Here is a 22,673-nt window from a genome sequence, read left to right as displayed (position 1 = left end):
AAATGGGTTTATATGCTGGCCGACTGGGCCTTAACTTCTTTAGTTTCTAACTTATCCTGCGTGTATTTGGATGGACATTTCATCAGGATACTTGATGCATGGAATTCGCTGCCAACCATTTTACCGGTAAGCACCAATTGCTCGCTGCGCTCAAAGTCTTCAGGTTTTGGGCCTTTCAATATTACCTTGCACTCCTCGCCGTTATTGTCCTTCGCGTAAAAAGAAAAGTAGTTGGCATCCTTCGTGGCATCGTAAAACAATTCTTTTGATTTATTAAGGTGCCCAACTACATGCAGTTCGCTACTGGTTTTTGTGGCATCGCCAAAAGAACCGTAAGTACTTGTATTAGAATATACACTAATGATAACCGCTATAGCAATAGCTATAACAACAAGACCAAAAATTGAACTTTTTTTCATCTGCGGTTTATAAAATATAAAATCGTTTTGCAAAAATACAAAACCTACAGCTAATAAAGTTTATTAAGGGTTCTTTGTGTTATTTAGAATTATTCTTAAGAAGAATCAAGAGTCAAGACTTTGGAAGGGTTAACGACTTATAATATATTTTTAGCGGATTGATTTGTAACCTCTTTATTTCGCTCATAAATTAATAAATTTGTTTATGGAAACGCTAATCATGCACCCGAAGAATAAGGAACAGCTATTGGCTTTAAAAGCTATTGCGAAAGCCTTGAAGATTGCTGTTGAAACCCAGAAAAGCCCTTACAATCCTGATTTTGTGGCGATGGTAAAAGACGCTGAAAAACGAGGTAATTATAAAACTATTGATGTTGCTGATATATGGGGCAGTTTAAACTCCAAATAGAGGAATTAGCTGAATCGCACATTAGGCGGCACTTAAAATCCGGAGACAAAGCAAGTATTAAGAAGATCGAAAAAATACTTATCGAGCTTACAGAAACACCGTATAATGATATTGGAAACCCCGAGGCTTTAAAATACGAGCTTTCTGGATTTTGGTCGAGAAAGATTAATCAAAAAGACCGGTTAATATACAAAGTAGAAGAAGATGTTGTCACCATCTTTGTGATCTCAGCCATGGGACATTATAATAGTAAGTAAGCTACAAGTCTCCGATAACTGTGTCCTCACAGGCATCTTCCCGATAGGCCATCGATTTGTCGTGCAGGGAGCTATCGCATAAAGAATGGCGATCTTCCCCGATGGCTGTGTCCTCATAGGCATCTTCCCGATAAGCCATCGGTTTGTCGTATAGTGACGTACCGCATAAAGAATTGCGATCTGTGAGGACGCCGATGTGATTAAATAATCTTGCTGTTTACAGCATAAGAAAGCGCCTCTATTACATTAGTTACATTCAAACGCTCAAAAATTCGCCGCCTGTGGTACTTAACTGTATCAGGAGCAACAAATATTTTTTCTGCAATCTGGTTAATCGTTAGCCCTTGTGCATACAGCTGCAGTATTTCTATTTCCCTTTCCGTGAGTTTCGGTTTATCTGATTTACGCCAAACATTGTTTTTTAGATCCAGTTTCCACATTTCATCAGCGCCTTGTTTGTATATAAAAACATTGCCGGCATTTTTATGATGCGAAATAGAAACGATACACATTGCTTTCCACATCTTTTTCTCGCTTGTCAGAAACAGCGGAGTAAGTTTATGATTAATAAGAATATGCTTACCATCTTTATTCACCAAATGGAAATCATAACTTATGCTATACTTCTTTTTCTCATCACCTGGCAGCTTTTTAAAAAAATCAAATCCTGCTTCATTTATCAGGTTCAACATTTCCAAATCACTTTCAGGAACATTTTTAAAATAAAACTCATAACCTAAATTCAGCACTTCCCAAGGTGAATACCCACACAGAAATAATGGATTTTCTGAAACGTACTCAAAAGACATATTTTCATAGTTAATTATGTACACGCTTTCGTACGTTAATCTTGCAAAGGATTTTACTGCTTCCAAGTAATCGTTTTGTTCGAAACGGTCCTCTTCCGGTATTGTACCTAAGTTATTCTTGGTAAGCAGGCTCGAATTATTGTAATTTTTCATTTGCGCGACACTGGGAGTAAATTTACACTATAGTGTAGTTTTTTTTAAATTTTTTGTACTCACTTTTAGAGGAAACAATTTTTGTTTGATTTTCATTAAAACCGGTAATAGTAAATAAAACCTCGTATCCTGATAATCTATAACCTTTATGCTTACCAATCTCATTAATTGCAGAAACTGCAATAATACAGTCGACAACAATTTTTGTGGCAATTGTGGCCAGGCTGTACAAATTAAAAGAGTTGACAAACATTATTTCTTACACGAAATATGGCATGTTTTACATTTTGAAAAGGGCATCTTTTATACCATAAAAGAATTGCTGATCAGACCCGGGCAAAATGTACGGAAATTTATCACTGAGGACAGAAGCAGGCTTGTAAAACCGCTAATATTTGTCATAGTAACTTCATTAATATATACAGTAATAAATAATTTATTTCACATTGAAGAAGGTTATGTTAATTTTCATGACACAAAACAGTCTGCAACAAATGTAATTTTCCATTGGGTTGAAAATCATTATGGTTATGCGAATATTATAATGGGGGTATTTATTGCCTTTTGGATCAAGGTTTTTTACAGAAAGTATGATTACAATTTTTTTGAAATATTAATTTTGCTATGCTTCGTGATGGGAATGGGAATGCTGATATTTTCTGTTTTTGCGCTCTTTGAAGGATTAACAAAACTAAGCCTGATGGAAGTTTCAGGGGTGATAGGTCTATCATATTGCACCTGGGCAATTGGACAATTTTTCAATCAAAACAAAGTGAAAAATTATCTTAAAGCACTTGCTTCATATATATTAGGAATGCTTACATTTTTCATTTCGGCGAAGCTTTTAGGCGTTTTTATTGACATTCTTATAAAACACTAAATACACACCAGGCAGTGGATTAAACACTGATATTCGAACAAAAGGGCTGGCTAAGAGGGCGGACCATTCCTGCGCAGGTTGTACACGGACATAGGGATCGAAAAACCTCCCAGATGACTATACCCTCGCAGGCGTCTTCCAGATAAGCCATCGGTTTGCGGCACGGGGATCTATCGCATAAAGAATTGCGATCTGTGAGGACACAGATCGCGGGATAGACACAGAATATACCTTACTCTTTCACCAACTTCTTATCTCTTATCACATAATAACCAAACAAACCTTTGTTTACTGTGAGCACTCCGTACGACATGCTATCTACTTCGGCATCGGTTGACGCAGATATACTGCGTTCAAAATCACGAAATTTTATTATAGCATGCGGCCCACTACGCCGGTATTGATGACGTTTTTCTATAATAATTTCCTTGAGCATAACATCCTTTTTGTCGGCAAAGAAGCTATTGACCGAGAGTACTATTGTGGTAAAGATGCCCATCAGTGGTATAACCGGGGCGAAGTAATAACGGTAGTCTTTATTAAAGATAAAGGACACTACAAGTCCGAATATCAACCCGCCGCCAAGCGGTAACTGGTATCCAATAAAGGTATCTTGATATAGGCAAAAGCTTTTAAAAAAAGCGTAAACACCAACTCCATAAAGTAATAGTAACCACCAGCCCTTTATGCGGGCAACGCGCTGCCGCTTCTTTCGTTCGGAGATTCTTTGTTCATGTTTATTCACAGTACGTTATTGTTTCATTTCGTCTTGAAGTTGCTTATACAACGTGTCCAAATCTATTTTGAAATTATTAAGGCTTAAGGTCTTGGCGGCATTTAATAAAAGACCGCTATTGGTTTCCAAGGTTTCGCCCTCAGTAACGGCATTATTTAAGTTTAGCACATGGGCAAAGCAAAGGGTGCTGAGGTTTAGTTGCTGCAAAGTTGATCTCTTATCGGCCGAAGGTGGCATATTGTAATACCACAGCAAGAACAGGTTATTGTTAATAGTTGCCCACTTTTGGGTAATACCGGATATCTCTATTTTCAATTCTTTTTTGGCATAGTCAATTTCATATTCAGCATAGCCAAGCAATTCAGCCTTTTGCCTAGCCAGAGTGGTGTCGGTAGTACTTAACGCATCGTTAGGTATCAGCATAAACTGAAATGTTTTACCATCAACAATAAGCAAATTAGGGTTTTTAGTTGGCTTGATGTTTTTTGAAACAATATCTAATGTAACAGAATGATTATCACCTGTATAAACCACTTTGGCGCCTGATTTTGTTTCCATCAAAGCCGGAGTGAATTTTTCGGTGGTTTGTGCAAAAAGCCTGCCGCTGCACAACAGGAGCAATAGTATTAAGGTTCGGGTTTGCATTGATGTTGATTTGATAGGACAAGATATAAAAATGCGGGAAATGTTTACAAATTATGTTGATGTCAGTTAGGCAAGAGCGAACAGCCCGCATTAGCTATAGTAGCGGATACCGGCCAAGCGCCTAATGCCTTGTGCGCGTATAAGCGGATAGCGCGGGCCGCAGGCAATGCCATGATAATTTGACTATGCATATCGCTGTTTGGTAAAAGTGTCGGAATAATTTATTAAACAAAAAGAGGCAAGTTGCTCTTACAATCATTTCATATTGCGCCGTAGGCGCTACCTGTTTGTAGAAAACATTCACCGACCCTTTTTGCCTCGTAGAGGCTACCCATTTCGACTGCATGGTGTTGACCATACCAGGTTCGGGGTAGCACCTACGGCGCAAAATATTTGTGTTGTTTATTTTCTACAAACAGGTAGCCCCTAAACGGGGCAAGGTTGTAGAAATAAAAAGAGGCAAGTTGTTAAACCTACCTCTTTAGTAATATAACATCGAACCTTACACAGTTCGCGATTGCTTCGTTCCTCGCAATGACTTGGTTATTAGAACTTTACCCCAATGACCAATGACAGCGCAGCGACTGATCAATGACTGCGAAGCAAATGACAGCGCAGCGAATGACCAATGACTAAACTTACGGCCAGATACCCAGATTTTGGTAACTCACCGCTATTTTATTAATAGCACCTACCATGGCAGCGCTACGTAAGGTACCTATTGCCGGATTGTTTTTGTAAATCTCCCTGATCTCGTGGTATGAACGGATCATGGTATCTTCTAAACCGGAGTTTACCAATTCTAATTCAGACGCGCCTTTAATAATGGTTGACCTTTGCATCGCGGTTAATGATGTACCGGTAATTCCCTCTACCATGTTTACCAGGTTAAGGTTTGAATTTTCCTCGAACCTGCGGTTCATACGACCAAAAGCTACGTGACTCAGGTTTTTTAACCACTCAAAGTAAGATACCGTTACACCGCCGGCATTGGCATACATATCCGGGATGATGATACCACCGTTGGCGTAAAATATAGCTTCAGCCTCGGGCGATGTTGGGCCGTTTGCACCTTCGGCAATAATTTTTGCCTGTATGTTGCGGATGTTGCTTTCGGTTATCTGGTTTTCCAGAGCGGCCGGTACCAGGATATCGCATGGCTGCTCCAGGCCTTCCATGGTGTTTTTAAATTCCTGCGATGCGCCTGCGTAACCTAAAATAGATCCGCTTGCTTTACGGTGCTGGAAAACTGCTTCAACATCCAAACCATTTTCGTTATAGATAGCGCCTTCAAATTCGCAAAGCCCTACAATGATGGCACCAAACTCGGCCAGGAATTTGGCAGAGTAGTAACCCACGTTACCTAAACCCTGCACAATTATCCTTTTGCCCGATAAGCCAGGCAGCAGGCCAATTTTTTGCATATCATCGCCAAAGCTAACACACTCGCGAACGGCTATAGCCACACCACGACCGGTTGCTTCCCTCCTGCCTGCAATACCGTGCAAAGCAATTGGCTTGCCGGTAACAGCGCCCATAGCATCCAGCTGGCCGGGGTTCATGGTGGCATAGGTATCTGCAATCCAGCTCATTTCGCGTTCGCCGCTGCCGTAATCGGGTGCGGGTACGTCAATGCTGGGGCCAATAAAGTTTTTCTTGATCAGTTCGACAGTATAGCGGCGGGTAATGTTTTCCAGCTCGCTTACTGTGTAGTTTTTAGGGTTTATTTTGATACCGCCTTTTGCGCCGCCGAAGGGTACGTTTACGATAGCGCACTTATAGGTCATGAGGGCGGCAAGGGCCATTACCTCATCCTCGTTCACCATTTCGCTGTAGCGGATACCGCCTTTGGTTGGCGATTGGTGGTGCGAGTGCTCAACGCGCCAAGCGTCAATTACCTCGAAACCGTTGCCCCTGCGGATAGGGAAACGGAAACGGTAAACACTGTTACACGACTTAATCTGATCGAGCAAACCAGCGTCATGTTTGGTAAACTGTGCCGCGTAATCAAAGTTTTTACATACGTCGCCAAAAAAGTGTGTCTCCTGGTCGGCAACTAAAATATTGGTATCCATAATTATTGTATAAATATTAAACTCTTAAAAAAGTGTGCAAATTTGGTACAATTTTTATCAATATTGCAAATATATTATAGTTAGTGTTTCAGGTACACCCTATGCATGCATAGCAAAATCAGTGTTTAAACGGAATAGGACTATCTTTTTTATTATTGATTTTTTTCAATTTTTTTCAGCCTGCGGTCGATAGAAAACAGATAAATGGCCAGGCCTAAAAAAACGATCACGATAGTAGCCACTACAACGTATATTTTCCCCGAACTTCGCAAAACATCGGCCATTTCAACCGGACCATTTTGTTGTGCAAAAGCAGTAGCAAAGCTCAGCAACAACATTAACATTAATGTTAACTTTTTCATTAATTTATTTGGTTCTTTTTATATTCAATTAAACGGATGCGGTAACGTACCGATGCTATCCAAATACCCATAGCGCTCCAGGCGATAAACGCCGGGTACAGCACAATACGCATACGGTTATCCATATCCAGCTTGCCAAAAGCGGGGTTACCGCCATTGCCCGGATGTAATGAATCGGTCATCCTGGGCAGCACCATAATCAAGACGATCATGATAGGGAAGGCGAAGATGTTATAAATGGCCGAAATTTTGGCCCGCTTTTGCTCCTCATCAATAGAGTTACGCAATACTGAGTATGCACAGTACAACAGGAACGCAATGGCCGCGCTGTTTTGTTTAGGATCGTTACTCCAGAAAGCGCCCCAGGTGTACCTGGCCCAAAGCATGCCGGTTACCAGCCCGATAACAAAAAAGAATAGCCCTGTATTGGCGCTTTCCACGGCTATCAGGTCGTACTCCTCTTTACCTGTTTGCAGGTACTTGATGCTGTAGTAAACCGATATGGTAAATACTGTAAACATAGCCATCCACATAGGAACGTGGAAATAAGTATTACGGATAGTTTCGTGCAGGATGGGCATGGTTGGCACGCCAAGCAATAAACCCGCAATAAGTGTGTAAACAATCACAATTACGGTTATTACCTTCCACCAGGTTTGATAAATAAACTTCATATTATTTGGATGGGCAAAGGTAGAAAAAAATGTTCATTGGTTCACTGGTTCATTTGCCAGAACGTTCATTGGTTCACTGGTTCATTAGTTCATTGGTTGCATAGTTGGTTACCAGAATAACTGAATATAAATAGCCCATAAATAAAACACCTCACTACCTGTTTCAAACACGCTAATTAGCCGCTAAACACCAAAGAACCAGTGAACCAATAAACCAAAATTCGTTCATTGGTTCACTGGTTCATTAGTTCATTGGGTGCATGGTTGATTACCGGAATAACTGAATATAATTTGCCGATAAATGAAACACCCTACTACCTGTTTCAAACACGCTAATTAGCCGCCAAACGCCAATGAACCAGTGAACTAACGAACCAATGAACAACTTAGATTTGATTTTGGTAAACTTTGGATTGATTTGCGCAAACCGCCGGCGATTTGGCATGTTACCTTTGTGCTATTAAATTAAAACACACAAATGGAACCAACAAATAAAATAGCCCTTGTTACCGGCGGCAGCCGTGGCCTGGGGAAAAACATGGCCCTTGCCCTTGCCAAAAAAGGCATCAACGTGGTACTTACTTATCATAGCAAACAGGATGAAGCACAAGCAGTAGTAGCCGAAATTGAAAAGGCCGGCCTTAAAGCAGCAGCCTTAAAATTGGATACTGGCGAAGTTAAAAGCTTCGATGGCTTTTTTGAACAGCTAAAAACAATTTTGAACGACACCTTTGGCACAAATAAATTTGATTTTTTAATTAACAATGCCGGAATTGGCGTACATGCGCCCTTTGCCGATACCAAAGAAGAAGATTTTGATTTGCTGGTTAACATTCACCTTAAAGGGGTTTTCTTTTTAACACAAAAAGCGTTGCCATTAATTAACGATGGTGGCCGTATCATTAACCTATCAAGCGGATTGGCCCGTTTTAGCAACCCGGGTTACGCTGCTTATGCGGCCATGAAAGGCGCTATTGAAGTATTAACCCGTTACCAGGCCAAAGAATTTGGCGCGCGTGGTATTACTGTAAATACTGTAGCTCCCGGCGCCATAGAAACTGATTTTGGCGGCGGCGTGGTACGTGACAATGAGCAGGTAAACAAAATGATAGCCGGTGTAACTGCCCTCGGCCGCGTTGGCGTGCCCGATGATATTGGCGGCGTAGTAGCATTTTTATGTACAGAAGACGCACGCTGGGTTAACGCGCAACGCATCGAGGTATCGGGCGGCATGAACGTTTAATAGTAATTTCCTTATACGCAGGTCATAAAAAAACTCCCGGCTCGCAATTCCGGGAGTTTCTAAACAAAAATTCAAACCAATAAATAACTAACCTTTACACCTTTTTGTACGTGAGGTAAAACGTAATAGTTTCGAAAAAAAAGAGTTTTTTTTATTTATTTAAACAACTCAATGCAAATTGATTATAACAACCGGAGCTTTAACCACCCAGGGCCTGTTTTAAATTTTTGAAGGTGCTACCCCAAAAGCCTTTTTAAAGGCGAATGAAAAATGCGAAAGGTCTTCAAAACCCAGCTCAAGGTATACTTCGGATGGGGCCTGCTTCTTTTGTTTAATCAGGTAATGCGCCTGCTTTAACCTGCGTTGCTGTAACCACCTGCCGGGGGTAGTATGAAATATTTTTTCAAAATCGCGTTTAAAGGTGGCCAAACTACGGCCGGTGAGGTAGGCAAAGCGCTTTAGCTCCACATTAAACTGGTAGTTTTTATTCATAAAGCTCTCCAGGTCTATTTTACCCGGCTCGCTGAAATCAAACAGCACATCCTTAAGCCCGGGATTGGCCTGTAGTAATATCAAAATAGCTTCGCGCAGTTTTAAACGCTGTAACTCATTGCTAATGGCATGCCCGCTTTGCTGATAGGGTATCAACGAATCCATAAAGCTTTTATATAAGGCATTTGGCTTCAAAGCAATAAAGGGACCTGCTGTATCATGTCGTTCCGATTTCAGCCCGTACTCCATACTAAAATTCCGTAGTGTTTGCTGGTCAAGATAAATAGATAAGGCTTTATATTCACCGTTGGGCGGCGGCGACTTTATAAATTTAATGAGATGATTTCGTTTGCTCAGCCTGAAATCGCCCTCGTTAACGTAATAAGTTTTAACACCATCATTTATCTGGATAGAACCGGCAATCTGGTAGCTAAAAACATGTTCGGGCACAAACTGTTCGCCTTCCCTGCTCCTGGTAATATAGCACGAATGCTTTATTTGCTGTAAAATGGGTTCTTTATCCTGTTTAAGCATGGCAGTCAAATTTACAATTAATAGCGGGCAGGCAAAACAAGCCCGCCCCGCTATTATCCTCAATTATTATTTCTTTAGCTTCAGGTATGCTTTGCCCTGTTCTGTTTCAAAAAAATCAGGGGCATCGTCATGATCGGTAGATATACTTACCGGCGTCCATTTTTCCAACTCGCCCATTTTAGCTATTTCTGATGCTTTTACAATGGCAAGGCCTTCGCTGCCCAATATCAAATGCAGTGGCGGCTGCGGATGATCAACTATATCAATCATTACTTTGGCTGCCTTATCAGGATCGCCAACAGGTTTAAAATCGCCGCTTTTGAAAAAGTTTTCCCGTTTGCCAACAGTGGCCTCGTATCCTTCGATCGATTTTGCATAGGTCATAGAATCGCCGGCCCAATCTGTACGGAAACCGCCCGGTTCAATCACTGTCACTTTAATACCCAGCGGCGCCAGCTCCTGTGCCAGGCCTTCGCTAAAGCCACTCAGGCCAAACTTTGCTGCCTGGTAAATGGTGATGCCGCCGCTGCCTACCCTGCCGCCAATTGAGCTGATTTGCAAAATATGCCCCGAGCCTTGTTTACGCATATAAGGTAACGCTGCTCGTGTAATGGCAATCGGCGCCCACAGGTTCGTATCTAACTGATTACGTACCTGCTCATCCGTATAAACTTCGGCGGCGCCGGTGATGCCGAAACCGGCGTTATTTACCAATACATCTATACGGCCAAAATGCTGTATCGCATTTTCAATAGCCCTGTTAATTTGTTCCTGGCTGGTCACATCAAGTTGAAGGGGTAAAATTTGATCGGGATATTCTTCAACAAGATCTTTCAACTGCTGCGGGTTTCGGGCTGTTGCTGCTACTTTATCGCCCTTGGCCAATACTGCTGCTGTAAGGCTGCGTCCCAATCCGCGGGAGCTGCCTGTTATAAACCATATTTTTTCCATGTCTCTTTTTATTTGTTTGTTGATACAAATATCGGGAGAACATGGAGGCGGGGCTTTGCTGAAAAGGTCAAAATACTTTGTTGAGAGGTGCAAGTATCTGACGGTATTGGAAAAAAGAAATCCCGAACATCCTGCGTAAAAACGATGTTTTAAACATGCAAGACGTTCAAGATTTTCTCCTCTTTTTGCATTAGCCGACGCTTCAGGAAATTCGGGATAGCCTCCGTTTTCAAGAAACAAAGTTTTTATTCAACCGCATCCACCAATGGCAACAATTCCAATAAATCATCAATAATCCCCTCGGGGTTGGCCGATTGCAGTTGCTCCAAAGTATGCGCACCCGTAGTAATACCAACATTCAATAAGCAGCCAGCATTACGGCCTTCTTCAATATCAATGATCGAATCGCCGACTTTTGCTACTTCTGCACCATCAGTTATGCCAAAATGCTTCATGGCAAACAGGATCATATCCGGGTTAGGGCGATTTTTATCTACATCGGTAGCGGTAACCAGGAGGTCAAATTCTACACCTTCTTCCCAGCCTAATTTATTAACCAATGATTCGGCAGTTTCACGGTTGTAACCTGTATTTAAAACTACAATAATATCCCTTTCGGCTAAAGCGCCAAATAAATCTGTTGCGTTGGGTTGCGGCAATACTTTCAGCGTGGCATAAGCATCGGCCAGTTGTACAATAAAGTTGGCGTAGATGCTATCGGCAAGGGTATCGTCATCAATGCCTGCATAAACCTGTAATATGCTTTTTATTGCCTGCCGTTTTTCTTTACCTGCGCCCTGCGCTAATACCTCATCAAGGCTAAAGTTATAGCCAGCCTCGTTTATAGCTGTCCGCAGCGTTTTATATACCACGTTGTCCTCATCAACGGTGGTACCGGCCATATCAAAAACAACCATTTTTATCATGTTATTCTATTTTTATCTTTTAGTAATTTTACTTTCTCTTTAATTCTATTTTCCACATGTAAGATAACTATCGACCGGACAAGGGCGAAATTCCCGGCCGATTTACTGTCGCAGGCAAAGGTAACGGCTTCCACTGCCTCATGCAAAAGACATTAAAATTCCAATTCCCCCAATGTGGTTTTATTTTAGATGCCACTTTTATGCCTACCCCTCTGCAATAACACACCAGCGCCCATGCGGGATGCGAAACTATTTTTTGCACGCGATTTGGATACTTAAGTTGATGCATAAATGGTTGCAGGAATTGCTTTTGCATCTGATTATTACGAAACCGGTATAAACCAGGCAGCGTACAGACCTTTTATAAAACAATGCAGCGATTAAATTAAACGCCAAATATAGGCCGGCTAAGCGGGTAGCCCTGTGTATCCCGTTTTATTAAATTGTTATGATATTGTTAGAGGGCAGCGGCAGAAGTACGTTTTTTAACCCTGGTACTGGCAATGCTCAAAAGCGCTAGTAACCTGGATAAAGTGTTGTGTATAATTTACCGCTGGCAAATTGTGTTGAAATTTTTATCGGCTACATGAATTTTTGAAAACAGGTTTATTATAATTCTTTCTTTTCATAATTGATCAATTCCAGGCCACCATCCTCGGTAACTGCGTAACTGGAGCGGGCTTCGGCCGAGGGTTTTGAATATTTTTTATTGCCTTTCTTTTTAAATGAAACAAGCGGCAACACCAAAAAACACATAAACACCGTAATTTTCAATATAACTATCAACATATAAATGCATTTATCATTAATTTCTTTGAATAAATATTAACTTGATCGACATTTGTATATATTTTTTTACACTTTTTTATTTAGGATAATCTTTTTTGATAAAATATATTAAATAGTCTAAAAAAAACACCGTTTCCACTATAAATCTATCCATAACAGCGCCCAAAATTTGTATTTAATGAAATTCTAAGGTTTTTCTAAGGTTTACTTGCGGTTTTCTTGTGATTTGATTGTGTAATTTTAGCTTAACTCAATTAAAAATTAAAAAAAGCTTAAAACACAACATACTTTAATCCAAATAAACCCTATTAACAATGAAAATTAAAATTCTACACAAAAAAATCCCCGCGTACCTGGTTTTAGGTATAATTTTACTTATTGCTTTTGTTTTAATTGAGCCTGTTCGCTCTTTTGCACAGGATGCTACCGGTGCCAAAACCGGCACCATCAGCGATGTTACCGCTGCCAAGGCCGGTGCGCCAACCGCCACCGAAGTAGGCGATGCTGTTGGTCACAACAAAATTGCAATCAATATTATGTGGACGCTTATTGCAGGTTTCCTGGTAATGTTTATGCAGGCTGGTTTTGCTTTGGTTGAAACCGGTTTTACCCAAAAGAAAAACGTGGCCCACACCATGGGTATGAACTTTTTAGTTTATGCGCTTGGTATGTTCGGTTTCTGGGTATGCGGTTTTGCATTTATGTTTGGTGGCGCTTTAAACGCGGCAACCTTAGGCGGCGCACCCGGTGTCGTTAGCCACGAGGTTGTTGTACACATGTTCGGCCATGATTTTGGCATTGCCGGTTCTGTTGGTTTTTTCCTGAACAGTAAGGTGTATGACGTGGGGGTTTTCACCCTGTTTTTGTTCCAGATGGTGTTTATGGATACTACGGCAACCATCCCAACCGGCTCCATGGCCGAAAGATGGTCGTTTAAATCGTTCCTTATCTTCGGTTTATTCATCTCCATGTTTGTATACCCAATATATGGCAACTGGGTTTGGGGCGGCGGCTGGCTGTCGCAGTTAGGCGCCAATTTTGGCTTAGGTCATGGTGTGGTTGATTTTGCCGGCTCATCCGTTGTTCACCTTGTAGGCGGTGTGGCTGCACTTGCAGGCGCCATTATTATAGGCCCGCGTATTGGCAAATTTAATGCCGATGGCACAGCCAATACTATTCCGGGCCACAATATCCCTATGGCTTTGTTAGGTACTTTTATCCTTGCTTTAGGCTGGTTTGGTTTTAACCCCGGCTCAACCTTGGCAGGCGGCGATTTCCGTATTGCGATAGTTGCTGTAAATACCATGATGGCTGGTACCGCAGGTACTTTATCTGCGCTGTTAATTCTTTATATGCAAAAAAAGAAACCAGATCCGGGCATGCTGGCTAACGGTCTGCTGGCGGGTTTGGTTGCCATAACCGCTCCATGCGCGTTTGTAAACTCCATATCATCAGTAATAATAGGTGCTATTGCAGGCGGCCTGGTTATTTTAACCATCTATTTAATGGATAATAAATTCAGGATTGACGATCCGGTTGGCGCATTTGCGGTACACGGTGTAAACGGCGCATGGGGCGTAATCGCATTAGGCCTGTTTGCCGATGGCTCATACGGCGATGGCTGGAATGGTGTACCCGGCGCTGTAAAAGGTTTATTTTATGGTGATGGCAGCCAGTTGGTTGCACAGTGCTTAGGTGTGCTTGTATGTTTTGTATTCACTTTTGTTGTGATGTACACCTTCTTTAAGATATCAAATAAAATAACCCCGATAAGGGTTAAAGCGGAAGACGAAGTTGCCGGATTGGATGTACCAGAAATGGGCGTTTTGGGCTACGTCGATTAATTTAGTTTGAAAGTTGAATTACCTGCCTGCGAGAGGCAGGTAATTTCTTATTTAAAAAAGGAAAGGGAAAAGAATATGAAAAGGGTATTGTTAAAAGCCATTAATCCGTTAAGGATACTCATTAACGACAGCCGTTTTACCGGCTTAATGTTAATTGCATGTACTTTAATATCTATGGTGCTGGCAAATTCAGGCTTCGCCCATAGCTATAAACAGTTTTGGAATGGTCAGCTTACGCCTATTTCATCAATCCCATTACCCGAAACTTTTTTAAGTTGGATTAATAATTTCCTGATGGCTTTTTTCTTTTTAATGGCCGGTATGGAAATTAAGCGCGAACTGGTAAGCGGCGAATTATCATCGTTTAAAAAAGCGGTGCTTCCGTTTGGCGCGGCCCTGGGCGGTATGACAGTGCCTGCTTTAATATTTGTTGCCTTTAATTTACACACCAGCTATATGCACGGCTGGGGAATACCAACAGCTACCGACATAGCTTTTTCCGTTGGTATAGCCTCTTTACTGGGCAAACGCATCCCTGTTGGTTTAAAAATACTATTAATGGCCCTTGCCATTATTGACGACCTGGGCGCTATTGTAGTTATTGCACTTTTTTACGGCGGCCATATCAATTGGCTTTTCCTGGGCATTGGCGCTGTGCTTTATGCCGCCCTTTTTGCTGTAAACTATTTCAAGGTAAAATTTGGCGCCGTGCAAATACTATTGTCACTTGGCCTGTGGTACGCCTTTTTTAACTCGGGGGTCGAGTCGAGCATTGTAGGTGTTTTGGTAGCTTTTGCTACGCCGGTACACATATTGCCGCAAATTGAAAAAGCCATTCACCGTTGGGTCAACTTCCTTATTATTCCTTTGTTTGCATTGGCCAATACCGCCATATTGCTGCCAGACCATATTGTTAGCTCAATGGGCACTACAGTAGGCCTGGGCATTATATTCGGCTTGGTTATAGGCAAGCCTATCGGCATTTTCCTATTCAGCCGTGTACTGGTTGCCTGTAAGGTTGCCAGTTTGCCAAACCACGTAAAATGGAAACAGGTTTTTGGCATGGGCACATTGGCAGGCATCGGTTTCACCATGTCTATATTCACTACTATGCTTGCGTTTAAAACAGAGGCCTTCCAGGATATAGCCAAGGTGGCTATTTTGGTAAGCGTTTTACTTTCGCTGGTATTAAGCATGGCTTACTTTTTAATCATCAGCGTTAATATGAACTTTGAACACGCTGAGGAAACAAAAAAAGCCGCATCTACAGCAGAAGGCAAGCTAAGCCTGGAATTAGGATAAGCTATATCTCGATATATGTCTTGTTTTGGGTCTTTTATTTAGGGAAATAAAATGATACAACTTAAAGCTTCGGAATAATCAACCGAAGCTTTATTTGTATATTGGTTTTTTTGCAGGTATCTAATTAGAAATTATATTTTACACATTTCTCTTCGTTATACATGATGTACAAAATTCTGTTGTTGGAAGACGATTATAAAATGGCTAACGAGATAAAGATTTTTTTGAATGGGCGTGCCCTTTTTTGCGATATTGTATATGATGGCGCACTGTTTTTTAAAAACCTTCAAATTGAAAGCTACGAATTATATATATTAGATGTTAACGTACCTATGCTTAACGGTATTGAAGTTTGTAAAAAAATAAGGCTTACAGATAAATCGAAGCCCATTTTGATGCTGACGGCCTATAGTGATGTGGAGAATAAACTCATCGCCTTTGAATCGGGGGCCGATGATTACCTGGTAAAACCATTTCACCTGGAAGAATTATTGGCACGTATCAACGCCCTTTTACGAAGAAGCTACCAGGCGGCGGAAGATAACAAGCAGGTAATTACTATTGATGACCTGGTTATTTTTACCGGCGAAATGAAAGTAACCAGGGCAGGCAAAGAAATTGCCCTTACACCTAAAGAGTACAAGCTAATTGAATTGCTTGCTTTAGAAGATGGAAAACCGGTATCTAAACAAACTATTGCAGCCAAAGTATGGGATATTAATTTTGAAACCGGAACCAATACCATCGAGGTTTATATAAATTACCTGCGTAACAAAATAGATAAGGGCTACAAAAGGCCTTTAGTACATACCCGGGCCGGGTTTGGTTATTACCTCAAATGAATTTAAAACAACGTTTTTCATTTATTTTCAGCTGCCTTTTCTCGGTGCTCCTGGCTACCGTTACCATTACCGTTTATTTGTTGTTTGCACATTTCAGGCAGGAAGAGTTTGCCGCCCTGTTGGCCGAAAAAGCCCAAACTACAGCAAAGCTGCTTATTGAGGTAAAAGAGATAGACTATAAAATGCAAAGGATTATTGATAGCAATAGCATCAATAATCTTTATAATGAAAACACACAGATTTACAACGAAAATAAAAAGCTCATTTACAAAAGTAACGACACGCTTTCAATCAATTGGGCAAAAGAAGATCTGGGGCAGATAAAAACAAAACACCAGGTATTTAAGAAAATAGGCGACTATGATGTATTGGGCTTATACTATACGTTTGATAATAAAGGCTATTACGTATTGGTATCGGCCGAAGACACTTACGATAACAAGCTAAATTATTTAAAATACCTGCTGCTGGGCGCATTTACTATAGGAACCGCTATTGTTTGGATACTATCCTTTAGTTTAAGTAAACGAGCCTTGAAACCATTGGACGATTTCAGGAAAAAGATACAGGAGATAACTGATAGCAATTTAAAGATAAGGCTGGCCCAGGATAAACGCCAGGACGAAGTAAATGCGCTGGCCAATTCATTTAACCAAATGATGGATCGTATTGATAATGCCTATAACCGCCAAAAAGAATTTACCGGCAATGCCTCGCATGAGCTGCGTACGCCGGTTGCCCGCATAGCCGCACAGTTAGAAAATTTACTTCACCGGGACGATTTGAATGCGGATGTTAAATTAAACGTCTCGCGTATTTTTGATGATACTTTCCAGCTTTCAGAAATCATAAGCTCGCTGGTGGCACTTGCCGATATTAATAGCAGCGAGCATAATTTTTCATTTGTAAAATTAAGGCTGGATGAACTGGTATTTAATACGGTAACGCAGCTAACAAAAGCGTATCCCGACTTTAAATTGAAGTTTGAAATTGAAAACAATACTGCAAACAATGCCGAACCGGAAATATCAGGTGACGAGACACTGCTTAAAATTGCGCTGTTAAACCTTTTTAAAAACGCTTACCTATACTCGGATAACCACTTCCCTGAGTGCGTTATCCAACAAGACGAAAATCAGGTTTACCTGGTTATTACAAATACCGGCCAGGCCCCCGAAATAGATGATACCAGCACTTTGTTCAATGCTTTTTACCGTGGCAGCAACGTTGGGCATACACCAGGCAGTGGCATTGGTTTAGGCATTGTAAAACGCGTATTGGAATATCACCAGGCCGGTATTGTATTTCGAATTATTGATAAAAATACCAACCGGGTAATTGTTACATTTTTGCGGTAAACCACTAAAACCCGCTTAGATTTTAATGTTGTGCTATTTCTTTGGGTTGCCTGCGACCCACGCTGTATGTTTATACACCTGCAAGACATCTATCCGTTAGATAACGGAGCTATCCCCCCCCCTCCATAAATTTAACCCGCCATATTGCCTTTTCTACAAACAATCCGGGCTTTTATCCGTAGTATTGTATTAATCCGGTTTTTTTAGGCTTAGCAACTCAAAATCAGCTTACTATATTTTACAAATATCTACCTGTCCGGACGGCGATGGTATCTCATTCAAACAATGGCACTATCGGCCCGTGATATGGAAATAAGGAAGCTATCGGAACAATTAATTGTTGTCAACCAGGAACTGTTAATCCAACACCAGGAAAACGAAAAACTCGCCGCAGATTTAAACCAGGCCCTCATTGAACTTGAATTGCAAAATCAGGACAAAGGAAAACGGGCTGCCGAACTGATCATTGCCAACATAGAACTTGATTTTCAGAATATTGAAAAAAGGAAGCGCGCCGAGGAGTTGCTTATAGTTAACAAAGAGCTTGATTTACAGAACGAAGAAAAAGAAAAACGTGCCGCCGAACTGGTAATTGCCTATGCCCGGCTCAGTTTTCAGAATGAGGAAAAAGAGAAACGGGCTGCAGAGTTGATACTGGCCAATACTGAACTGCTTTTTCAAAATCAGGAAAAAGAGAAGCGGGCCGCTGAATTAATTATAGCCAATACCGAACTGATTTATCAAAACCTGGAAAAAGAAAAACGGGCCAACGAACTAATTATAGCCAATAAAGAGCTGATTTATCAGAACCTGGAAAAAGAAAAACGGGCAAATGAACTAATTATAGCCAACAAAGAGCTTGTTTATCAAAACAAAGAAAAAGGCAAGCGTGCCGCCGAACTGATAATTGCCAATACTGAACTTGATTTACAGGACGAAGAAAAGGAAAAACGTGCCGCCGAACTGGTGGCCGCGCTTAAAGAACTCGACTTCCAGGATGAAGAAAAAGGCAAACGTGCCGCCGAACTGATTATAGCCAACAGGGAAATACTGGTACAAAAGCAGGAAAAAGAACGACGAGCCGCCGCCGAAGCCAAAAAAGATGAGTTTTTTAATATGGTAAGCCATGAATTTAAAACTCCGCTAACCAATATTAAGGCCATTAACCAATTACTTGAAAAAACAGCCGATAAGGCCGGCAAAACCTATGCTTTCATTTTAAATGCCAACCATAGCATTAAGCGCCTGGAGCGGCTGATTGAAGATTTGCTTGATGTTACCCGGATAAATGCAGGATTGATAGATTTAAACATCGCCGAATTTAATTTTACCGATGCCCTTACCCATAGTATTGGCAATGTACAGCTAACAGCGAACAGGCACAGGATTTTACTGGACAACTCCATCAACATAAAATACCTGGGCGACCAGTTCAGGATAGAGCAGGTAATAGTGAACCTGCTGAATAATGCAATCAAATATTCGCCCAAGGCTGATAAAATATTAGTTAAAGCCGAAATAGCAGCGGGCTGGGTAGTGGTCATTGTGGAAGATTTTGGAATTGGAATAGCCAAAGAAGATATAGACCAGTTGTTTCAGCGATTTTACCGGGTAAGCAAAACAGCAATGCTTTACCAGGGCGTAGGTTTGGGCCTTTATATTGCCGCCGAGATCATTAAAAAACATAACGGTACCTTCACTATCGAAAGTGAGCCTGGTAAAGGAAGTCGCTTTTGCTTCAGCCTGCCCTTAAATGCCGGCGCTTAAACAAATTACATTAAATACAAAAGCTATTGCTTAACTTGTTAGCCTTATCCAATTATCAAAGCAACAATTATGTCGTCAATGCTAGCCTATAAAGAGCCGTCTATCAAGGTAACCCAGGAACATCTGAAGATAGCGCTCGACCAGGTTCAATTAGGTTTTTGGGAGCTTAACCTTGGCAATTACGCCCTTAACTGCACCTCCAAATGTAAAACCAACATTGGCATCGGCGAAAACGAAACATTGGATTATGATAAGCTGTTAAACTGTATCCTGCCCGATGACAGGCCGCTAATGCCCGAAGCCATTATTGAAGCTATTCAATCTGCTGCGGGGGTTTATAGCCTGCAATACCGGGTAAGGCATGCTGATAATACCATTCATTGGATTGATGCAAAGGGAACGGTACTATTTGATGCAGCTGCCCCCTCCCACATTATAGGCACCATGGTTGATATTACGGAGAAGAAAGACCTGGAGCTTTTAAGGGATGAGCTTTTTAATGTAACCACGCACGAACTTAAAACACCCTTATCGGCAGTTAAAGGCTATTTACAATTATTAGATAGGTTTATTGCCGGCATAGGCGATGAAAAAATTACCCAGGTTGCCAAACGGGCTCTTGGCTCGGTAGAAAGGATTACCAGGTTGCTGAATGAAATGGCCGATCCGGCCAACTTATCCAACCAGATCAGGTTAGCTAAAGACTCATTTGATTTAAATGCCCTTGGCGAAGAAATTGCTGCCAACGCTATGCTGATAAATCCCGAATACAATATTCGGGTGGCTGCCACAAATGATAAAAACCTGGTATTTGCCGATAGGTACCGTATTGCCCAGGTACTAACCAATTTGGTTAATAACGCCGTTAAATACTCGCCGTATTGTACCAATATCGTGGTTTACATCGGGGCAAACGACAAAGAGGTTAAAGTACAGGTTAAAGATTTTGGCATAGGTCTGCCCAAAAGCGAGCATCACAAGGTGTTTCAAAAATTTTACCGGGCAACATCAACGCCACAAAACATACCGGGATTTGGCATCGGCTTATTTTTAAGCGCCGAGATTATCATCAGGCATGGTGGCCTCATTGGTGTAGATGATGACGAATCGGCAAACGGCACTTGCTTTTATTTTACCCTGCCGGCGCCTGCTGTTGGTTAAAATAATTCCCCTATCACATACCGATTGAACAGGTATTTATTAAACAGGTATTTAAAAAAGATGCCCGTGAGTTGACATTATACATAGCAATCGCTTTTAAACTTTTCAGCAACAAACGGATAACCTTTACAAGATAATACACTTTTAAGCTGCCTCGTAGAGGCAACCTGTTTGTAGAAAACGAATAGTTCAACCCTTTTTGCTCCTTAGGAGCTACCTTTCTTCAGGATCAACTTTTAACAGCGATTTCCCTGTTGACATTATCTCAACCAATCGACCAATCAAAATTTATTTCTATTTTAGTGGTTTACCCCATTATTTAAAATGAGAAAACATTGCCTGTCCCTGTTATTTGCAGCTGCTTTTGGTTGTGCTTATGCGCAGCAACCCGTAACCATTAAAAAAATTGCCGCGGGCACCGTAAAATACCAGGGCGGCACCAATACCTGCTGGTCGTTTTCAACCACATCGCTGGTTGAATCGGCCGAGATAGCGAACACCAAAAAAGATATCGATATTTCGGAGTTGTATACATCGCGTAACCTGTTCATTGAAAAGGCAAAGCGTTACATCCTGTCAAACGGTACAAGCTTGTTTGAGGCCGGCGGCCTGGCGCATGACGCCATGTACGGGATAGAAAAATACGGAGCTATCCCCAACGAGTTTTATGCACGTAAAAAAGGGGTCGAATTCTCAGACAAAAGCAACAAACAAACCGACGAGATCCTGAAAGCCTACCTGGATTCGGTACTTAAAACAAAACCCATTGATGCCAATTGGCTTACCGGCTTTATTAAAAAGCATGACGATATTGTAGGTACACCGCCGGCCAAATTTACCTGGGAGGGTAAGGAATACACCCCGGTTAGTTTTGCAAAAGAGGTTTTAAAATTCAATAGGCAGCAATATGCTACCATAACCTCGTTTACGCATCACCCTTTCTATGAAAACTTTCCGCTGGAAATTCCCGACAACTTTTTGCTGCGCGAAAACTATCTGAACGTACCGCTGGAGGAGTTGATAGCTATTGCCAAATCAACGATTGAAAAAGGTCAGTCGCTGGTGGTTGATATGGATGTAAGCAACAACGGCTGGAACTGCGGTAAAGCAGGCTATGCCCTGTTTGAAGATAAACGCTTTTACCGGGTGGGCAACGCCGATACAGCAGAGATGGCGTATAGCGTTCCGCTAAGGCAACAGTTATTTGAAACCCTGGTAACGCAGGACGATCACCTGATCCATATTGTAGGTATTGCCAAAAGCAAAGCTGGCAAATTGTTTTTTATCCTGAAAGATTCCGGAGGCGATCATTACGGACCGTTTAAAGGGTACGACTATGTATCAGTAAATTACTTCGCCATTAATGCACTAAGCATCACTGTGCCGGTAAGCGCACTTGACGACAAGTATGCTAAACTGGTAAAAGCACCGGTACCGCTTATTAATTAAAAACAAGCGACAACTCTATACGCAGAGTGCGGGGTAAAAACGCCGGATCAGGATTCAAAATATTCAACCGGCTCCAAATCGCCCAGTTCTTCATCGGTAAACAGCCGGGATCGGATAATGAACCTGATACCCATAGGGATTTCGATAGAAAAACTGCTGCCGCGGCCAGGTGTAACATCCAGTGTAAGGTGGGTATGCTTCCAGTACTCAAACTGATCAATGCTCATAAAAAATTCGCAGCCAGCAACTTCGCCTATTTTTACGTCGCTGCTGCCAATTTTAAAGTCCCCCTTTTCAAAACACATGGGCGATGAGCCATCGCAGCAGCCGCCGCTTTGGTGAAACATCAGCTCGCCAAACCGGGATTTTAATTCGGCTATTACTTTTTCGGCTTCGGGTGTAACGGCTACTCTTTTGGTCATGGTGGGGTTATTTTTAAAAGTTCCCTCCAAGGGGAGGGGTGCGGTTGGACACGAGCGCAAAGGCAGGGAGGGGTTTCTACGAGCGATAAGCTATCCAGAGGTTAACCGCCTGATCTAACCCCTACCTCCCCTTCCCCAGGGAAGGAATCACACGCACCCTCTGCTCTTACTAAT

At 41.6% G+C, this 22,673-nt stretch carries 22 protein-coding genes and 1 pseudogene; 11 read left to right on the top strand and 12 right to left on the bottom strand.

Annotation, left to right across the window (positions count from 1 at the left end; genetic code table 11):
• Positions 1–8: 8 nt before the first annotated feature.
• Positions 9–419 carry a cytochrome c maturation protein CcmE domain-containing protein gene (locus AC1DXF_RS17285; RefSeq protein ID WP_477449974.1) on the bottom strand — a complete coding sequence of 137 codons (411 nt, stop codon included), beginning with the start codon at positions 417–419 and terminating at the stop codon, positions 9–11.
• Between the two features lie 205 nt (positions 420–624).
• Here AC1DXF_RS17285 and AC1DXF_RS17280 point away from each other — a divergent pair, with 205 nt between their 5' ends.
• A complete protein-coding gene (locus AC1DXF_RS17280; protein WP_477449973.1) occupies positions 625–828 on the top strand; it encodes a DUF2683 family protein in 204 nt (67 codons plus the stop codon).
• Complete coding sequence (locus AC1DXF_RS17275) at positions 804–1,085, top strand: Txe/YoeB family addiction module toxin (RefSeq protein ID WP_477449972.1); 282 nt, start codon at positions 804–806, stop codon at positions 1,083–1,085. Before AC1DXF_RS17280 ends, AC1DXF_RS17275 begins: the two co-directional genes overlap by 25 nt.
• A 200-nt stretch (positions 1,086–1,285) precedes the next feature.
• Here AC1DXF_RS17275 and AC1DXF_RS17270 read toward each other — a convergent pair whose 3' ends face one another.
• Entirely contained in the window at positions 1,286–2,047 is a 762-nt protein-coding gene (locus AC1DXF_RS17270) for a response regulator transcription factor (RefSeq protein ID WP_477449971.1), read from the bottom strand.
• A 148-nt stretch (positions 2,048–2,195) separates the two neighbouring features.
• On the opposite strand from AC1DXF_RS17270, the gene AC1DXF_RS17265 reads away from it, so the two are divergent.
• Positions 2,196–2,927 carry a DUF3667 domain-containing protein gene (locus AC1DXF_RS17265; RefSeq protein ID WP_477449970.1) on the top strand — a complete coding sequence of 244 codons (732 nt, stop codon included), beginning with the start codon at positions 2,196–2,198 and terminating at the stop codon, positions 2,925–2,927.
• Between the two features lie 232 nt (positions 2,928–3,159).
• On the opposite strand, the gene AC1DXF_RS17260 is transcribed toward AC1DXF_RS17265, so the two are convergent.
• The 5 genes and pseudogenes from AC1DXF_RS17260 to ccsA form a co-directional block, all read right to left on the bottom strand.
• Complete coding sequence (locus tag AC1DXF_RS17260) at positions 3,160–3,672, bottom strand: hypothetical protein (RefSeq protein ID WP_477449969.1); 513 nt, start codon at positions 3,670–3,672, stop codon at positions 3,160–3,162.
• A 6-nt stretch (positions 3,673–3,678) separates the two neighbouring features.
• Positions 3,679–4,308: a hypothetical protein gene (locus AC1DXF_RS17255; protein WP_477449968.1), complete on the bottom strand. Its 630-nt coding sequence runs from the start codon at positions 4,306–4,308 to the stop codon at positions 3,679–3,681.
• Between the two features lie 638 nt (positions 4,309–4,946).
• Positions 4,947–6,383, bottom strand: coding sequence for a Glu/Leu/Phe/Val family dehydrogenase (locus AC1DXF_RS17250; protein WP_477449967.1), 1,437 nt, complete (start codon positions 6,381–6,383; stop codon positions 4,947–4,949).
• A gap of 152 nt (positions 6,384–6,535) precedes the next feature.
• Positions 6,536–6,745 carry a CcmD family protein gene (locus AC1DXF_RS17245; protein ID WP_477449966.1) on the bottom strand — a complete coding sequence of 70 codons (210 nt, stop codon included), beginning with the start codon at positions 6,743–6,745 and terminating at the stop codon, positions 6,536–6,538.
• Positions 6,745–7,428: pseudogene (ccsA, locus tag AC1DXF_RS17240) on the bottom strand (cytochrome c biogenesis protein CcsA); the annotation flags it as partial. The pseudogene ccsA and the gene AC1DXF_RS17245, both read right to left, overlap by 1 nt.
• Positions 7,429–7,897: 469 nt before the next feature.
• Between ccsA and AC1DXF_RS17235 the strand changes: the two are divergent.
• Positions 7,898–8,662, top strand: coding sequence for an SDR family NAD(P)-dependent oxidoreductase (locus tag AC1DXF_RS17235; RefSeq protein ID WP_477449965.1), 765 nt, complete (start codon positions 7,898–7,900; stop codon positions 8,660–8,662).
• Positions 8,663–8,881: 219 nt separating this feature from the next.
• On the opposite strand, the gene AC1DXF_RS17230 is transcribed toward AC1DXF_RS17235, so the two are convergent.
• The 4 genes from AC1DXF_RS17230 to AC1DXF_RS17215 all read right to left on the bottom strand — a co-directional run bounded on the left by AC1DXF_RS17230 (position 8,882) and on the right by AC1DXF_RS17215 (position 12,354).
• Positions 8,882–9,688, bottom strand: coding sequence for a helix-turn-helix domain-containing protein (locus AC1DXF_RS17230; protein WP_477449964.1), 807 nt, complete (start codon positions 9,686–9,688; stop codon positions 8,882–8,884).
• 66 nt (positions 9,689–9,754) lie between these two features.
• Complete coding sequence (locus AC1DXF_RS17225) at positions 9,755–10,639, bottom strand: oxidoreductase (RefSeq protein WP_477449963.1); 885 nt, start codon at positions 10,637–10,639, stop codon at positions 9,755–9,757.
• Positions 10,640–10,884: 245 nt separating this feature from the next.
• Positions 10,885–11,565: a phosphonatase-like hydrolase gene (locus AC1DXF_RS17220; RefSeq protein ID WP_477449962.1), complete on the bottom strand. Its 681-nt coding sequence runs from the start codon at positions 11,563–11,565 to the stop codon at positions 10,885–10,887.
• 609 nt (positions 11,566–12,174) lie between these two features.
• Entirely contained in the window at positions 12,175–12,354 is a 180-nt protein-coding gene (locus AC1DXF_RS17215) for a hypothetical protein (RefSeq protein ID WP_477449961.1), read from the bottom strand.
• 314 nt (positions 12,355–12,668) lie between these two features.
• Here AC1DXF_RS17215 and AC1DXF_RS17210 point away from each other — a divergent pair, with 314 nt between their 5' ends.
• From AC1DXF_RS17210 to AC1DXF_RS17180, 7 genes are all read left to right on the top strand, one after another.
• Complete coding sequence (locus AC1DXF_RS17210) at positions 12,669–14,198, top strand: ammonium transporter (RefSeq protein WP_477449960.1); 1,530 nt, start codon at positions 12,669–12,671, stop codon at positions 14,196–14,198.
• Between the two features lie 75 nt (positions 14,199–14,273).
• Complete coding sequence (gene nhaA / locus AC1DXF_RS17205) at positions 14,274–15,500, top strand: Na+/H+ antiporter NhaA (protein WP_477449959.1); 1,227 nt, start codon at positions 14,274–14,276, stop codon at positions 15,498–15,500.
• Between the two features lie 161 nt (positions 15,501–15,661).
• The gene (locus AC1DXF_RS17200; protein WP_477449958.1) at positions 15,662–16,342 is read left to right on the top strand and encodes a response regulator transcription factor; all 681 of its coding nucleotides are present in this window, start codon (positions 15,662–15,664) and stop codon (positions 16,340–16,342) included.
• Complete coding sequence (locus AC1DXF_RS17195) at positions 16,339–17,700, top strand: HAMP domain-containing sensor histidine kinase (protein ID WP_477449957.1); 1,362 nt, start codon at positions 16,339–16,341, stop codon at positions 17,698–17,700. Before AC1DXF_RS17200 ends, AC1DXF_RS17195 begins: the two co-directional genes overlap by 4 nt.
• 285 nt (positions 17,701–17,985) lie before the next feature.
• On the top strand, positions 17,986–19,467 hold the full coding sequence (locus AC1DXF_RS17190) for a sensor histidine kinase (RefSeq protein WP_477449956.1): 1,482 nt from the start codon (positions 17,986–17,988) through the stop codon (positions 19,465–19,467).
• Between the two features lie 69 nt (positions 19,468–19,536).
• Positions 19,537–20,628 (top strand): PAS domain-containing sensor histidine kinase, encoded by a 1,092-nt coding sequence (locus tag AC1DXF_RS17185; RefSeq protein WP_477449955.1) that lies wholly within the window; start codon positions 19,537–19,539, stop codon positions 20,626–20,628.
• A 324-nt stretch (positions 20,629–20,952) separates the two neighbouring features.
• Positions 20,953–22,077 carry a C1 family peptidase gene (locus tag AC1DXF_RS17180; RefSeq protein WP_477449954.1) on the top strand — a complete coding sequence of 375 codons (1,125 nt, stop codon included), beginning with the start codon at positions 20,953–20,955 and terminating at the stop codon, positions 22,075–22,077.
• Between the two features lie 47 nt (positions 22,078–22,124).
• Here AC1DXF_RS17180 and AC1DXF_RS17175 read toward each other — a convergent pair whose 3' ends face one another.
• Positions 22,125–22,499: a DUF779 domain-containing protein gene (locus AC1DXF_RS17175; RefSeq protein WP_477449953.1), complete on the bottom strand. Its 375-nt coding sequence runs from the start codon at positions 22,497–22,499 to the stop codon at positions 22,125–22,127.
• Positions 22,500–22,673: the final 174 nt, after the last annotated feature.

It is taken from the genome of Mucilaginibacter sp. P2_A5, from assembly GCF_056404995.1.
The sequence above is the reverse complement of the archived record's forward strand: the minus strand, read 5'-3'. Positions and strand labels throughout refer to the sequence as shown.

Coding starts and splice junctions, on each gene's coding strand:
- AC1DXF_RS17285 (WP_477449974.1), bottom strand. CDS start 419: ATGAAAAAAAGTTCAATTTTTGGTCTTGTTGTTATAGCTATTGCTATA.
- AC1DXF_RS17280 (WP_477449973.1), top strand. CDS start 625: ATGGAAACGCTAATCATGCACCCGAAGAATAAGGAACAGCTATTGGCT.
- AC1DXF_RS17275 (WP_477449972.1), top strand. CDS start 804: ATGGGGCAGTTTAAACTCCAAATAGAGGAATTAGCTGAATCGCACATT.
- AC1DXF_RS17270 (WP_477449971.1), bottom strand. CDS start 2,047: ATGAAAAATTACAATAATTCGAGCCTGCTTACCAAGAATAACTTAGGT.
- AC1DXF_RS17265 (WP_477449970.1), top strand. CDS start 2,196: ATGCTTACCAATCTCATTAATTGCAGAAACTGCAATAATACAGTCGAC.
- AC1DXF_RS17255 (WP_477449968.1), bottom strand. CDS start 4,308: ATGCAAACCCGAACCTTAATACTATTGCTCCTGTTGTGCAGCGGCAGG.
- AC1DXF_RS17250 (WP_477449967.1), bottom strand. CDS start 6,383: ATGGATACCAATATTTTAGTTGCCGACCAGGAGACACACTTTTTTGGC.
- AC1DXF_RS17245 (WP_477449966.1), bottom strand. CDS start 6,745: ATGAAAAAGTTAACATTAATGTTAATGTTGTTGCTGAGCTTTGCTACT.
- AC1DXF_RS17235 (WP_477449965.1), top strand. CDS start 7,898: ATGGAACCAACAAATAAAATAGCCCTTGTTACCGGCGGCAGCCGTGGC.
- AC1DXF_RS17230 (WP_477449964.1), bottom strand. CDS start 9,688: ATGCTTAAACAGGATAAAGAACCCATTTTACAGCAAATAAAGCATTCG.
- AC1DXF_RS17225 (WP_477449963.1), bottom strand. CDS start 10,639: ATGGAAAAAATATGGTTTATAACAGGCAGCTCCCGCGGATTGGGACGC.
- AC1DXF_RS17220 (WP_477449962.1), bottom strand. CDS start 11,565: ATGATAAAAATGGTTGTTTTTGATATGGCCGGTACCACCGTTGATGAG.
- AC1DXF_RS17215 (WP_477449961.1), bottom strand. CDS start 12,354: ATGTTGATAGTTATATTGAAAATTACGGTGTTTATGTGTTTTTTGGTG.
- AC1DXF_RS17210 (WP_477449960.1), top strand. CDS start 12,669: ATGAAAATTAAAATTCTACACAAAAAAATCCCCGCGTACCTGGTTTTA.
- nhaA (WP_477449959.1), top strand. CDS start 14,274: ATGAAAAGGGTATTGTTAAAAGCCATTAATCCGTTAAGGATACTCATT.
- AC1DXF_RS17200 (WP_477449958.1), top strand. CDS start 15,662: ATGATGTACAAAATTCTGTTGTTGGAAGACGATTATAAAATGGCTAAC.
- AC1DXF_RS17195 (WP_477449957.1), top strand. CDS start 16,339: ATGAATTTAAAACAACGTTTTTCATTTATTTTCAGCTGCCTTTTCTCG.
- AC1DXF_RS17190 (WP_477449956.1), top strand. CDS start 17,986: ATGGCACTATCGGCCCGTGATATGGAAATAAGGAAGCTATCGGAACAA.
- AC1DXF_RS17185 (WP_477449955.1), top strand. CDS start 19,537: ATGTCGTCAATGCTAGCCTATAAAGAGCCGTCTATCAAGGTAACCCAG.
- AC1DXF_RS17180 (WP_477449954.1), top strand. CDS start 20,953: ATGAGAAAACATTGCCTGTCCCTGTTATTTGCAGCTGCTTTTGGTTGT.
- AC1DXF_RS17175 (WP_477449953.1), bottom strand. CDS start 22,499: ATGACCAAAAGAGTAGCCGTTACACCCGAAGCCGAAAAAGTAATAGCC.